At 55.5% G+C, this 13,178-nt stretch carries 10 protein-coding genes; 6 read left to right on the top strand and 4 right to left on the bottom strand.

The window, feature by feature from the left end:
- Window positions 1-532: 532 nt before the first annotated feature.
- Both ASC96_RS12050 and ASC96_RS12045 read right to left on the bottom strand, forming a co-directional pair.
- Window positions 533-1,474, bottom strand: coding sequence for a sulfotransferase domain-containing protein (locus tag ASC96_RS12050; protein WP_244481999.1), 942 nt, complete (start codon window positions 1,472-1,474; stop codon window positions 533-535).
- A gap of 488 nt (window positions 1,475-1,962) precedes the next feature.
- Window positions 1,963-3,051 carry a glycosyltransferase gene (locus ASC96_RS12045; RefSeq protein ID WP_060503281.1) on the bottom strand — a complete coding sequence of 363 codons (1,089 nt, stop codon included), beginning with the start codon at window positions 3,049-3,051 and terminating at the stop codon, window positions 1,963-1,965.
- A gap of 599 nt (window positions 3,052-3,650) precedes the next feature.
- Here ASC96_RS12045 and ASC96_RS12040 point away from each other — a divergent pair.
- From ASC96_RS12040 to ASC96_RS12015, 6 genes are all read left to right on the top strand, one after another.
- On the top strand, window positions 3,651-4,604 hold the full coding sequence (locus tag ASC96_RS12040; RefSeq protein ID WP_156397451.1) for a thiamine pyrophosphate-dependent dehydrogenase E1 component subunit alpha: 954 nt from the start codon (window positions 3,651-3,653) through the stop codon (window positions 4,602-4,604).
- Window positions 4,605-4,607: 3 nt separating this feature from the next.
- Entirely contained in the window at window positions 4,608-5,540 is a 933-nt protein-coding gene (locus tag ASC96_RS12035) for a transketolase C-terminal domain-containing protein (RefSeq protein ID WP_060503279.1), read from the top strand.
- A gap of 6 nt (window positions 5,541-5,546) precedes the next feature.
- Entirely contained in the window at window positions 5,547-6,650 is a 1,104-nt protein-coding gene (locus ASC96_RS12030) for a NeuD/PglB/VioB family sugar acetyltransferase (RefSeq protein ID WP_156397448.1), read from the top strand.
- A 199-nt stretch (window positions 6,651-6,849) separates the two neighbouring features.
- On the top strand, window positions 6,850-8,412 hold the full coding sequence (locus ASC96_RS12025) for a glycosyltransferase family 39 protein (RefSeq protein ID WP_060503277.1): 1,563 nt from the start codon (window positions 6,850-6,852) through the stop codon (window positions 8,410-8,412).
- Window positions 8,413-8,442: 30 nt separating this feature from the next.
- Window positions 8,443-9,450, top strand: a complete 1,008-nt coding sequence (locus ASC96_RS12020) for a UbiA family prenyltransferase (RefSeq protein ID WP_082512028.1) — start codon at window positions 8,443-8,445, stop codon at window positions 9,448-9,450.
- A gap of 47 nt (window positions 9,451-9,497) precedes the next feature.
- A complete protein-coding gene (locus ASC96_RS12015; protein ID WP_200956622.1) occupies window positions 9,498-10,166 on the top strand; it encodes an HAD family hydrolase in 669 nt (222 codons plus the stop codon).
- On the opposite strand, the gene ASC96_RS12010 is transcribed toward ASC96_RS12015, so the two are convergent.
- Window positions 10,167-11,195, bottom strand: coding sequence for an NAD(P)-dependent oxidoreductase (locus ASC96_RS12010; RefSeq protein WP_060503275.1), 1,029 nt, complete (start codon window positions 11,193-11,195; stop codon window positions 10,167-10,169).
- Window positions 11,196-11,227: 32 nt separating this feature from the next.
- Window positions 11,228-12,700, bottom strand: coding sequence for a GMC family oxidoreductase (locus ASC96_RS12005; protein ID WP_060503274.1), 1,473 nt, complete (start codon window positions 12,698-12,700; stop codon window positions 11,228-11,230).
- Window positions 12,701-13,178 lie beyond the last annotated feature (478 nt).

The raw sequence follows: 13,178 nt of genomic DNA, 5'->3' as shown, positions 1-13,178 counted from the left end.
TGGCTCTCACCATCCGCAGTATACCTGGATGTTGAAGAGAACATGAGATAAGACGCGACCTGCCGAATTGGGCCTCCAACAAGTGGCCGATCAGTTTTAAAGGCGAGCAGGATACAGATGGGTGAGTCAGCGCTCATCACTGCATATATAGTAGTCATTGCTATATTAGATATTTGTTAATATCCGGCCATTACGCTTGCCATCGCCTAGATGAATTCGCCGTGGGAGGGCATGATGCCATGCGACCTTTGGACCGTCGCGCAATCACTCGCAGACGATAGAGGGATTGCTGATTTCGAACTCGCGATAGCGATTGAATATATCGACCGGAACCTTCAGGTAGCCCAAAGTAGCGGTAGGCGGACATCGCCAGATATTGACCGCTTGAAGCGGGTGCTTGAGTTGGCGATCCAGCATCGCCGCCACGAACTGTAAATGGCCGATCGTAAAATGAACATCGCATGCCAAGTGCAAGCGGTCGACAGAACTCCGGGAAATTCTAGTTCGCGCCAACCAAAAATCGGAGCGCCAATCAAGCAGGCAGCCGGAAATTTGGCGTATTGAAATCTGCGCTGGTCGCAGCCAAGAGTTTCTTGGCATCAGGTGTCAGATCGCGGTGGCAGTATTCTTCAATGCGCGCTATCTCGTCATCGCTCAGATAATCGTTAAATCCGCCCACAAGGCCTTTGCGCATGCGCATGCTCTGCAGGTCAGTACGATCGTATTCGTGTGCTGGGATGCCTTCGGCGACTTCCATTTCCTGCATCTTTTCGAACTGGCCCGCATCTATGGCAGCTTTAAGAACGGCAGGCTTGACCTCGCATCCCAGGAAATTGAGTATCCCTTCGATCTCCTTCAGCGGGACGGCCGAAAGGTTTTCGTAGCTCACAATGTGGTGACGTCTGCCGGAGAGACCGCTGGCCCATCCGTTAAGATAGGAGATCATCTTGGGCATTCCGTAGTCGGCATCGTCGATGAAGTCCGACAACGAACCGGAAAAACGCCCCTTGTGTCGAGTGGCATGGAAAAATCCTGATACGAGAACATCCCTCGGATCGCGAACCATGATGATAATCGGCAGCTTGGGCGGGACCTGTGATCTGGCTTCGTGGCTGACAACCACCATTGGCATCTTGCCATGTGCACCTTGGGATATAAAGGCAGGAATCCCGCGTATCGGGTCCAGGTCAAAATTCGGAACAAGCGCAAACATATTATGCAAGTTCGTTTTGGCGTTGTCGCCAAAGGCCGCCGCGAAATAAAACGACAGTATATAACGCAGCCAAGTTCGGCCAGATTTCGGAAAAGAAACCAGACAAGCGTCGGTTTTTTCCGCATGCCGCGCGAGAGCGGCCCCCTTGCGCCGCTTGCGTAGAAATTTCCAGAAATATCGCAATGTTTCGTACGGTTCCGTCAACCCTCTCCAAATCCCATGTGGTTTCTTTCCGTTGGATTCATATGAAACGGGCATCATGGATGGAACCCTTGTTGATTGGCAAAGCCATATCCGCAACTGATACTTTTACACCGAAATTCTAAAGAGTTTAAAAATTAACAACTATAACAGAAGTATTTACATACAATTACGCCGACATTTCCAATATAATAGATGTTATATTTCATAACGTCTTGAAATGCATCGCATCGATGCTGCACTCCCTGTATTTTATATATTACTAAATGTACAAAGTGCCCACAAGTGATAATTTCGCTTCTCGCTGGCGCTAGCCTGACCCCCAAATGAAACCACACTCAGGCATTGAGCGGAAGGCAATCCGACGCCTGCAGTTGCTTCGCCACAGGTCAATTTCGCGTCGCTTCCGAACTCCAAGCCCACCATTCAGTTCTCGTGGAAGGCCCTTCTGCAAGGGAGAACGCCAAATCGCCGATACTCAGGATTTTCTGAGATGAGCATCTAAAAGCAGGCGCGCGCAACGCGCACTCTCAAAATGGAAAGTGCGCCTACAAAAGAACTTCCTTGCGAATCCTGTCATGTTCCAGCTGCACCGCGGAAGTTCCAGCTTTTTGCTGGACAATCGCCTGACCGGCTTTCCTGCGAGCGTAGATTATATCCGGCTGCGTGTGGATGAGCTCCACAATGGCTTGCGCAACCGAACGGGGTGTCGTGTCCATCAAAACGATCGCATTGCTGTCATTTGCGTAGCCCGGTATTCCGCCGACAGGTGCCAATATTGCCGGAATCCCCTTCCACAGCGCCTCCAGCGCAACAAAGCAAAGCCCCTCATGCTTACTTGTCAGGAGGAAACAGTTAAAATCCGGCTGGTCATACCAATTCTCTATGAAACCGGGAAAGAACACCCGATCGGCCACGCCCAGATTTTTACAACGCTCCATCAGCGAGGCTTGTAACTGCCCCTCCCCGTAGATGTGAAGTTCGACATAAATTTCCCGTTGCTTTAATGCCGAGATCGCTTCGATTGCGACTACATGGTTTTTAACGTGCGTAAACCGCCCGGCCATCACGATCCTGAGCTTCGAATAGTCCGAAACCATTTCAAGTTCAGGGGATGCTTCGAAAGAAATGAGCGGCACGACATAGTGCCGAGCTGGCTTCTTTAAATAGTAATTTTCCAATGAAGAGCGGCCCGTCTCGATACAATCGAAGAACGCCACATCGACGAGCGGCGATGTGGCCAAAAACAGGTACTTATATGCCAGCTTCGCGAGCTTGGTGTTGTGCTCGAAAGATATAATCGTGCGAACGCCACACAGCGACCCAACGATCCTTCCAATAATGTTGGCTTGAGGTAGCGAGAGGATCAAAATATCCGGCGCTTTGAGCCTGACCAGCCGGAGCAGCCGGACGCTTGCTACAGCCATACTGAACATTGACGGCTTTCGTCTCGGGACCAGCACGGTCGTCCGAATGTTCAACAGCTTGAGTTCTTCCAGAAGCTCACCGCTTCCCGCAACAAGGGAAACTACATACAGAACGCAGCCATCATAAAATCCGCTTTCGATTAGCTTTTTCAGACCAATCTCAGCACCGCCGCGGTTCAACGCCGTGATTACGTAGAATATCGTCTTCAATATCCACCTCTACTGACGCTCTACGCCCATCCCGCGATGAACAATTTTGGAAAACACAAGAACAAACCAAAACAAATTTTCCCACAAAAAACACATCGCAACAGTGAAGGTTACAATCCGGGAAACATATGAAACTTATTCTATTTCCAGCAAAATCATTTCAAGTTCGCTGCGCCGGATGTTGCTTGACTGGGACGTCGTCGGTATTCTCGCGGACGATAGTCTATCACACGCGCAATTCAACGGTAAAGTTGCGCTTCCACAAGGCTTAAGATCGCCAGCAATAGAGTTGCAATCCAAGCAGTCAGCAGAGATCGTTTTTCAAGACTGCTGCATCCGGCAACTGAATTGACGATGTCGCTCGGACTGCCAAGCCTAACATCCTTTGCCCTCTCTCAGGCAATGTCGCCCTCCCCAAAATGGTGTCTTCACTGTCAAAGTCAGCTCCAACACCCCGGGGTCAAAGCTGTCAAAAGGAGTACTAACAGCCGCTAGTATCGCAGTTTCCTTCCCCCTTTCGAAGTCTATTGCCGCTCGAGATAAGAGGGTGTAGCTTGATATCCACCAGACGTTCTAATCTTCTTTGGGGAGCTGAAGTAGTGGCGTCGTCAACAGCACCGGATTTTGCTTTTTCGCAACTGGAAGTTCATAAGGGAACTTCGTCTCTCGGGCTCGAGCTACCGATTGCTGTCCGGTTTTATCAGCAAATGATGCTGATCCGCCTCGTGGAAGAGCGTTTGCTTGATCTTTTTTCCCAGGGTCTTCTGTTTGGCACGACACACACCTCACTCGGCCAGGAGGCAAATGCTGTGGGCGTGGTCAACGCGCTCGACCGGGAACGGGACATCGTGTGGAGCAACCACCGCTGCCATGGGCATTTCATTGCGTATTCGGGTGAAGTCGAAGGCTTGATAGCCGAAATCATGGGGCGTGTAACCGGCGTCTGCGGAGGACGCGGCGGCAGCCAGCACCTGTGCTTCCGCAACTTCCATTCAAATGGCATCCAGGGCGGCTTAACCCCCGTGGCAGTCGGCGCCGCTTTGGCGCGTAAGCACGAGGGCGCCGTTGCCGTCGCTTTCCTCGGCGACGGTACGATGGGTGAAGGCGCCGTCTACGAGAGCCTGAACCTCGCGTCCGTTTTCCGCGCTCCCGTTATCTTTGTGATCGAGGACAACGAAATCGCCCAAACGACTCCCAAAGCCATGACTGTCTCGGGTTCGATCGTTGCCAGGGCCGAACCGTTCGGCATCCGCACGTTTGCCTACGATGGTAACGATCCAGTTGAGATATTTGAACTTACCCGGGAAGCCGTGAGCTATGCCCGCGCTGAATCCCGCCCCTGCTGGCTCTATTTGCGAACCGAGCGAATAGGCCCTCACAGCAAGGGAGACGACACGCGGCCGGCTGTGCGCCTTGAACAGGCGCGAGCGCGGGATCCTATTCCCCCAATGCAGCGGCGTGTTGCGAATTTTGAGGAAATTGACGCCTTTTGCCGATCGGTAGTGGACCGCGCCGTGGAATCTGCGAGTTCCGCTCTTCTGGCGCGAGGCTGACCCATGCGCGTCGTCGAATCCATCAATCGCGCACTTCACGACCTCATGGAAGCCAATCCCCGCCTCATGATCCTGGGGGAGGACATTCTCGATCCGTATGGCGGCGCCTTCAAGGTCACCAAGGGTCTTTCCTCAGCCCATCCGGATCGCGTCTGGACAACGCCGATTAGCGAGGGGGGCATCGTCGGCATGGCCACGGGCCTCGCCCTCAAGGGCAGCCCCGTAATTGTCGAGCTGATGTTCGGAGACTTCATTGCCCTGGCTGCCGACCAGATCATCAACCATGCGGCAAAGTTCCGCTGGATGTACAACGATCAGGTTGAGGTCCCGATCATTATCCGCGCTCCCATGGGCGGGCGTCGTGGCTACGGGCCGACACACTCGCAAAGCCTGGAAAAGCACTTTTGCGGCGTGCCTGGTCTTACCGTGCTTGCCACGCATGAATATGCGGATCCGGGTGCGCTGCTGCACCGGGCTTTTGCTGCCCGATCCCCTCACCTGATCATCGAGAACAAGGTCATGTATGCCAGGCCCGTCTTGGGCACACCAGCACTTCCTCGGCCGCCGGATGCGGACATCGTGATCCTGACCTACGGAGGCTGCGTCGAGCACGCGGTCGCCGCTGCAAGCAAACTCGCCACGGAGGAGGAGATCGCGACCCGTGTTGTGGCTGTCGAACAGCTATCCCCCTTTCCTTACGAGGATGTCCGCGACCAGGTCGGAAATTGCACCCGCGTGCTGAGCGTAGAGGAAGGCTCTCCCGGCTGGGGTTTTGGGTCGGAGTGCGCGCGTGCACTGATTGGCCGGGTCAAGCACTTCAGCGGATTGACCGGTCCTGACCACCCCATTCCATCGAGCCGGGAATGGGAGGATGATGTGCTACCGGGCGTGAGCGCCATCCAGGCGGCATGTATCGATCTTTACAAGAAGGGCTAGGTGTTCATGAGCGTGCTTGTCGAAGCCCCACGGGTTAACGCCAACGAGGACCACCTTCAAATTATCGACATTCGGGCTGTGCAAGGCCAAAGGGTAGAACAAGGGATTATTCTTTTTGTCCTGGAGACCACCAAGGCTGCCGTCGAAATTTATGCGCCGGAGGCCGGGGTTATCGGCCGGCTCGACGTCAAGGTTGGCGACTTTATCCCCGTCGGGGCCATACTGTGCGAACTCCTCAGTGAACATGCGGACGCCACATCCGGAAAACCTGGCGCGGATGATGGCGCGGTCAAGGAGGTCGCGATAACGGCCAAAGCCCGCAAGATCGCTTCCGAACTCGGAATCGATCTTGCGGATGTCAGTCCCCTCGATGGCCGCATCGGCGAAGCTGAAGTGCGCGCTGCAGCCAGCCGCCGGCCGAACAGCACAGGCGCCGAACCGGGCACGTTGCCGTCTGCCGTATCAGCCGGGGCGGCGCGACGGGCGGTCATCATCGGCGGCGGCGGCCATGCCGCATGTCTGATCGACGCCCTCGATGGGTCGGGATATGAAATTCTTGGCTGTACCGATCAGGCGCTTCCAGTCGGCCATCACGTCTGCGGCGGCATCTCGGTCATCGGCACGGAACAACACTTGCAGCGTTTGCTTGATGAAGGAACGCTTTACGCCTTTATCGGCATCGGCGGCGCCCAATCAAACGACCTGCGGCGGACGATGTTTGAACGGGCTTTAGCCATGGGCTTTATTCTGCCACCGGTGATCCACCCATCGGCGATCGTTTCAAAGGCCGTAACGATAGGGCATGGCTGTCACGTTCTCGCTGGCGCCAGCATCGGACCGCGTTGCACGATCGGGAACAACGTCATCGTCAACCAGGGAAGCATCGTCTGCCATGACAGCGGGGTGCAGGATCATGCACACCTGACACCGGGCGCCATCCTCGCTGGTGGGGTGAGCATCGGACCTATGACGGTCGTGGGAATGGGAACAACGGTGCTGCTGGGTATCCGGATCGGCGCCGACTGCCTGATCCACAATGGCGCGCATATCAGTGCCGACGTGGGGGATGGCATCATCGTGGACGCACAGGGCCGCCGGCATCTCCGCTAGAACGTTTGGTGTTCTGGGAAAAGCAACGCGAATTCGCTGAAACTACATTCTTTTCGCTGGTAGCGGCGGCACAGGAAACGCCTCAACCCGCGCCGCTGCGCATGCAGGACAGCGCTTGTATATTCACTTCATTTTATTTAGACTAATCTAAATTAAAAGTTGAGCGTCCGATACCAAGCAAGCACGCATAGGGGCTTACATGGCCAATCCGCGCAGTGCAAAAAGCGGCAACCCGTTAGGGCTTTTGGCTACCGATGCCATGGCATGGGGCTTCGTTATTCTTGTTGCAACTCTTTTCGTCGCCAATACGCAACACGGCATTGGAGTGCTGCCGGACACGACTCGCTACATGCAGATTGTCAGCACCCCTTATGATGCGCCTCTCTATCCCTGGATATTGAGCGCAGGACATCTGGCCGGTCTTGATCTGGAGCATGTCGCCTTATTCGCGGGGTTTGTCCTATACATTGCGAATGCGCTGCTCATTCTTCACCTGTTCAGGTATGCCCTGCCTGACCAGCCGCTATTTGTGGCAATAGGAACACTCCTGGTCATCATTAGCCCGACCTACCTCTGGGCAAACACCATAGCGATGTCAGAGTCGCTCTTCATGGCACTCATGCTGCTTTCGGTAGCCTTCTTTCTATCCTACCTGGAAAAGCAGGATCGCCGGGTCTTGGCGGCATCCTCCTTGTCGGTTGGTATGGCCATGCTCGCCCGTTTCGTGGCGCCAGCAATAGGCGCTTCATTTGCTACCGTCATCCTTTTCTACAATCGCCAGCGGACAATGGCGGAGCGCGTCTACGACACCGCCATGCTGTTTCTTCTCAGTGCGGGGATCTTTATAACCTGGGCAGTGGGTAGCAAACTGCTCGTCGGCCGCGCGGTGGGGCGCCAACTAACGTTCTATGGCAATGCGGACAGCGATCGCTGGCTTAGCGGGTTGTCCGCGCTCGCAAGCTTTCTGCTTCCATCCCAGGTTCCGCAGTTGGTTCGCCTCGCATTGCTTGCGCTGGTGGTGAGTATCGCAGTCTTCGTCGTGATAAGCGCAGCATGGCGCAATTGGGGTCTGGAGCGACCATTTCGGCAGGACGTTCTAATTCTCGTCTTTGGTTTCTTCAATTTTTTCTACCTCATCTTCATAATTCTTTCTGTCCTCATCGAAGCAAATTTACAGCTCAACAATCGCTACTCCATGCCATTTTACGTTGGCCTCGTGTTCGTGTTGGTCATCGCTGCGGCGAACTTCAGTGGCCGCTTGAACCGCGCTCCGGTCCGTCGCAGCGTCGTGATCACGGGCTTGGCTATGTTGCTGGCCATCAACGCTCTTCGCAGCGCTGTGCAAACCGCAGAGGCCTACGACCAAGGCATTGGCTTTCAAAGTCTCACCTGGAGGACGTCACCGACGGTGGCGGCGGTTCGCGCTCTACCCGAAGACGCAATCGTCTTTACCAATGGCTCCGATGCGTTGAATTTCCTGACGGGGCGCAGGACAAATTGGATTCCGGCTCACAGCCAGAGGCGCACCGGACTGGAAAACGAAGAAAATCCCTTTGAGGAGCAAGTCCAACGGCTTCGGCGAGCTTTGGTGGAACAGAAAGCGTATGTGGTGATCCTCGATGCGATTGACTGGCGCTTTTATTTCCCGAGCGAGGACGAGCTTGTGAAGCGGGCGGATCTCAAGCTGGTACAGTCCGACGCGGACGGCCGCATCTATCAAGCTGACGTGACACCCGACGGAAAATTGCAGTCTTCAAACTGAACGTGTGGTTCCAGACGAAGGGGGCGGTCCATGCCTACGAACCAGCAGAGCATTCCAGTCGTTGGCAACTTAGAAGCCGCTCCACAGGGGCGATTAACCGACTATCTTTCCCTCGCCAGATTCGATCACGTGACAAAACATGTCTTTGTTCTGCCTGGTCTCATTCTGGCCTACGCATTGCAGTCGCCGGCTCTATCGTCGCTGTACTTCAATGTGCCGGTCGGCCTCCTGAGCGCGATCTGCATCGCGTCGGCGAACTACGTCATCAACGAATGGCTTGACCGCGAACACGACGCCGCCCATCCGACCAAATCTCTGCGCCGCGCCGTGGTCGTGGCGTTGCGGCCAAGTATTGTCTACGCTGAGTACTTCCTTTTCGCGATCACCGGACTTTTACTCGGTTATCTTATCGGAACGCTTTTCTTTCTCACGTCGATAGCATTTCTGGCTTCCGGGGTTCTCTACAACGTTCGTCCGATGCGCGTGAAGGACAAACCTTACCTCGACGTACTGATGGAGTGCCTGAACAATCCTATCCGGTTCCTGTTGGGATGGGCGATCGTCGATGGCCTGACACTGCCGCCTGTCAGCGTGCTTGCCGCATACTGGATGGCGGGAGCATTCCTCATGGCCGCAAAGCGGCTCGGTGAATATCGGGACATTTCCGCCACAGCCGGCGTGGCGGTGCTCAGCAAATACCGGCGCTCCTTCCATTACTACTCCGAAGAGAGCCTGCTGGTTTCCTGCTTCGTGTATGCAATGATGACTGCTTTTCTGAGCGGGATATTCCTGGTCAAATACCGGGTGGAATACATTCTTGTCTTTCCATTCATAAGCGGCTTATTCGCAGCCTATATCTGGCTGGCCGCCCGTCCCGGCTCCGTTGTCCAGCGCCCGGAAAGGCTCTTTTACTCCCGCCGGCTCGACGTGATGTTGGTGGCGTGTATTGCGGTCTTCGTACTTGCGACCTTCGTCGACATGCCCTTCCTTCATTTCGTGGCGACCCCGTCCTTCATATCGATCCCCGTGCTGCAATGACCGTGCCTGACCTCCCGCACGGGCCTGTGAATTGGGATACTATCCGCATGGTGGTCTTTGACCTGGACGGGACGCTCTACGACCAAAGACGCCTTCGTCTGCAGGTGCTTTTTCGCCTCGCAGGCAACGCCATATCCTCCCTGAGCTTCGAAACAGTTCGGATTTTACGTGAGTTTCGCCGTTACCGCGAAGAACTCGGTGAAACTCAGGCAACCGATTTTGCGGTTCTCCAGTACCAGTCTGTCGCGTCGCGTACGGGACACACGCCGGAATACGTGCGGTCGATTGTTGAAGAGTGGATGGAACGACGGCCGCTCAACGCCCTGCGAAACTGCCGCTACCCCGGAATCGCGCAACTGTTCGACGGTCTGAGTGCCAAAGGCAAAACAATTGCTGTTCTTTCCGATTATCCGGCCCGCGAAAAGCTACGTGTTCTCGGTCTGAACGCTGACTTCGTCGTGTATGCTGGCGACCCCGATGTCGGTTTCTTAAAGCCCCATCCAGCGGGCCTACAGAATGTCCTGAACAAAGCTAATGTTCCGGCACAAGCCGCAATCATGATCGGAGACAGGGTTGATCGTGACTGGGAAGTCGCGCGGCGGAACGGCATGCGGGCGCTGATCAAGAGCCGCAAGCCTCTTGTTAACATTGACACGTTCCGCAACTTTGACGACGCGGTCTTCAGCCCAGTCGTGGCAGGAGCAAAGCAATCCTGATCAGGACACAACTTTCAACAGCCATAAAGCCCCTTGCCGTATCGGAGACCGATGCGGGCTTCCACCTGCGCTAAGCTTCGTGGATCTTAGGCTTTCGCAATACCAATCATAGCTTTCTCTGAGCATATCCTGGTTGGAATATGTTGGACGCCAACCCAATTGCAGTAGCGGCTCGACGTCAAAATAGCATTCCTTGTGATAGGTCAGATAGTGCCATGGCACCAGCGGCGAAACCCTCATCCAGTGCAATGCCCGCAACGTGTTTATGGTCAGGCCAGTTGGCAGACTCTTTACTTTTGAGCGGCTGCCCGCATAGGAAATGAGCGCTTCCAGATCGCCTCGCAAAGTGCCGAAACGATCTGTCCCGACATTATAGGTCGCACTTTTGCCGACATTCAACGCAAGCATGTAAAAGTCCATGAGATCGTGCGCGTGGATGAACTGGAATTTGATATTGCCGCTTCCGATCACATAGACGGAGCGGCTCTCCCGGATCCATTCAAACAGGATCTGGAAGATACCGAGCCGCCCGCCGCCGAGGGTGGCTCGGGGACGGATTGTGATCAGAGTGATGCCATTCGCCTTGCAGATATCCTCCGCCAACAGTTCGCCGGCACGCTTCGACTTACCATAGGGTTCGACGGGGTTAAGTGGCGTTTGTGCTGTGATCGGCCCGGATGGCGGAATACCGTAGGCGGCGGTCGAGCTGACATGGATCAACGATTTCACGCCCGCCTTCGCGGCTTCCTCGGTGACAATGCGTGTTCCTTCGACATTGACTTGCCAGTAATCACGTCCGGCATCGGTCTGCGCCACCAGCGCGGCATTGTGGTGCACGACATCGACGTCCCGCATAGCGGCGCGCACACCGTCGCGGTCAAGTACGGAGCACTTGACGAATTCGATGTCCCTTGGCCGGGACTCGTCCTCCCATATATCGAGCACGCGAACGTCATCACCCCGGTCGCGCAGCCGCCGCGCAGCCAGGTTGCCGATAAAGCCTGATCCCCCAGTAATAAGGTGTCGCATATCTACCCTCCGACCCACTGTGAATTGCGCGCTCAGATCGCGCCGGCACTGATGGCATGCATCACGTTCCGGCGCGCGACGGCCATAACGGTGCCCTGCGGATTAACGACAGTCGGGCCGCAAAGCAGCGACGCATCGGCGATATAAAGCCCATCCAGTCCATGCACGCGGCCGAATGAATCCGCTGCACACTTCTGTTCGTCTTCACCCATCGGGCAGGATGAGAACAGGTGCAATGCCGTCGCGTTCGCCTGCTTTGGCGAAATCGTCTCCGGCAGCTTGGCGATGTCGGCTGGCGAAAGGAGCGCGGGGTAGCCGGGAATGCTCGGGTAGACCGCCTCCGCGCCGGCGGCAAAGAGAACCTCGGCCAATCGGGCAAGTCCGTCGGCCAATTCCTTCAGATCTGGCGGGTGAAGACTGACACGCACAAGCGGATCGCGGAAGCCGGGCAGGCTCCTGACCAGCCCGGTCCCTCCAGTACTCTGCACGTAGTATATTGCCATGCGACGCCAGTCACGGTCGACCGCCTCGGTCATTTCCGGATGAACTGCCATGGCGAGTGCGAGTGCGGGGCGCTTGCTCATCGAGCAGCCCATGCTGAAACGTGGATCGAACTCCTTGATCTGGTGAACGGGCTCAAGTTCTCCGGGTGTGTTTATTTCGTCCCGAAACATCGCGACCGCCTTGAGCATAGGATGAAATCTCAGGCTATTGCCGACATTCGTTTTTATTCCGGAGCGGCGCAGCAGCCACGGCGTCTGTACCGCGCCTGCGGCGACGAACAAGGTCTTCGCGCTAAGTTCAAGTTGCCGCCAGTTCTTGCCGTCCTTTGAAAGCGCGGTGACAATCCAGCTTCCGGAGCCCCGCGAGATCCGTGTTGCGCGGGTACCCGCCATGAGGGTACCCCCGGCCTTCATGAAACGAGGCACAAACGTTTCCGACATGGATTGTTTTCGGCCAGGAGAACCCGTCACGAGATCGGTGGCGTATGCGTACAGGCGGGGGACCTCAAGACATGCCCAACCGAGGTTGCTGGCACCGGACGCGAGCTTTGCCGACAACTGCGGCGCTGGGCCAGGTAGGTACTGTACCTTGGCAACCTCTTCGCACGCCGCAAAATGCGGTTCGAGGTCGGATGCCGTCAGCGCTTCGACCCGGTAGTCACGCCGCCAATTCTCCAGAACCTCCGCGGAAATGCGGTGGTAAAGGCCCCGATTGATCTCGCTCCCGCCCCCGACGCAGCATCCTTCAACATAGGCAAGTTTCGTTGAGCCGAACCCTATGTTGACGCCGGCATTCCGGTACTTCTGCAATATTTCTTCACGCGAAAAATGTGGCGCGGATTCTAATGGAAGATGCTCCCCCTCTTCCAGCATGACAACGAATTTGCCTGCCTCAGCGCATATGGATGCTGTCACAGCTCCACCGGGGCCCGACCCGATCACTATGACGTCCGCGACGATTTTATCGAGACTGAGCCCGTTTCCCCGTGGGAAGCTGATCATGTTTATAGTCCGTCCCGTAAAGATCTGAATACAGGCCAAAGACACCGAGTGAACCATAGAATTCCACGAAGCGGCGCCGGACCTCAATCCGGGACCGACGCCACGTGTCGAGTTCGCTCAAGCGGTCGCCAAGCGACAATTGGTGAAAGAACTTTCCCTTCCGCAGAAGGGGTGAAGCATTAAAAATGAGAACAAGGACGTAAAACAACGGACTAAGATAGTCAGGCATCCGAGCGTGTACGGACATTAGAAACTGCGCCACACTTTTTCCCAGGACACCGGAGATGTCTCCCCCCGGCTGCCTTTCCGCCACCACAGTCTCCGCCAGCGCCAAAATAGCACGTTCAAAATGACGCAACATGACCTTTGACGCCCACCCTCTCGTTACATTGAGTGACGATGGAAACAATAAATAACTTCTAGCCATAATTATTAGAAAAAGCTACTGAAAGATTAGCGCAACGCTGGGCGCACTGCA

It is taken from the genome of Rhizobium sp. Root1204 (assembly GCF_001424965.1).
Taxonomy (GTDB): Bacteria; Pseudomonadota; Alphaproteobacteria; order Rhizobiales; family Rhizobiaceae; genus Pararhizobium.
The sequence above is the reverse complement of the archived record's forward strand: the minus strand, read 5'-3'. Positions and strand labels throughout refer to the sequence as shown.

Excerpts from the sequence above, each read along its gene's own strand:
- ASC96_RS12050 (WP_244481999.1), bottom strand. The coding sequence starts at position 1,474 with ATGATGCCCGTTTCATATGAATCCAACGGAAAGAAACCACATGGGATT.
- ASC96_RS12035 (WP_060503279.1), top strand. The coding sequence starts at position 4,608 with ATGCGCGTCGTCGAATCCATCAATCGCGCACTTCACGACCTCATGGAA.
- ASC96_RS12030 (WP_156397448.1), top strand. The coding sequence starts at position 5,547 with ATGAGCGTGCTTGTCGAAGCCCCACGGGTTAACGCCAACGAGGACCAC.
- ASC96_RS12025 (WP_060503277.1), top strand. The coding sequence starts at position 6,850 with ATGGCCAATCCGCGCAGTGCAAAAAGCGGCAACCCGTTAGGGCTTTTG.
- ASC96_RS12020 (WP_082512028.1), top strand. The coding sequence starts at position 8,443 with ATGCCTACGAACCAGCAGAGCATTCCAGTCGTTGGCAACTTAGAAGCC.
- ASC96_RS12015 (WP_200956622.1), top strand. The coding sequence starts at position 9,498 with ATGGTGGTCTTTGACCTGGACGGGACGCTCTACGACCAAAGACGCCTT.
- ASC96_RS12010 (WP_060503275.1), bottom strand. The coding sequence starts at position 11,195 with ATGCGACACCTTATTACTGGGGGATCAGGCTTTATCGGCAACCTGGCT.
- ASC96_RS12005 (WP_060503274.1), bottom strand. The coding sequence starts at position 12,700 with ATGATCAGCTTCCCACGGGGAAACGGGCTCAGTCTCGATAAAATCGTC.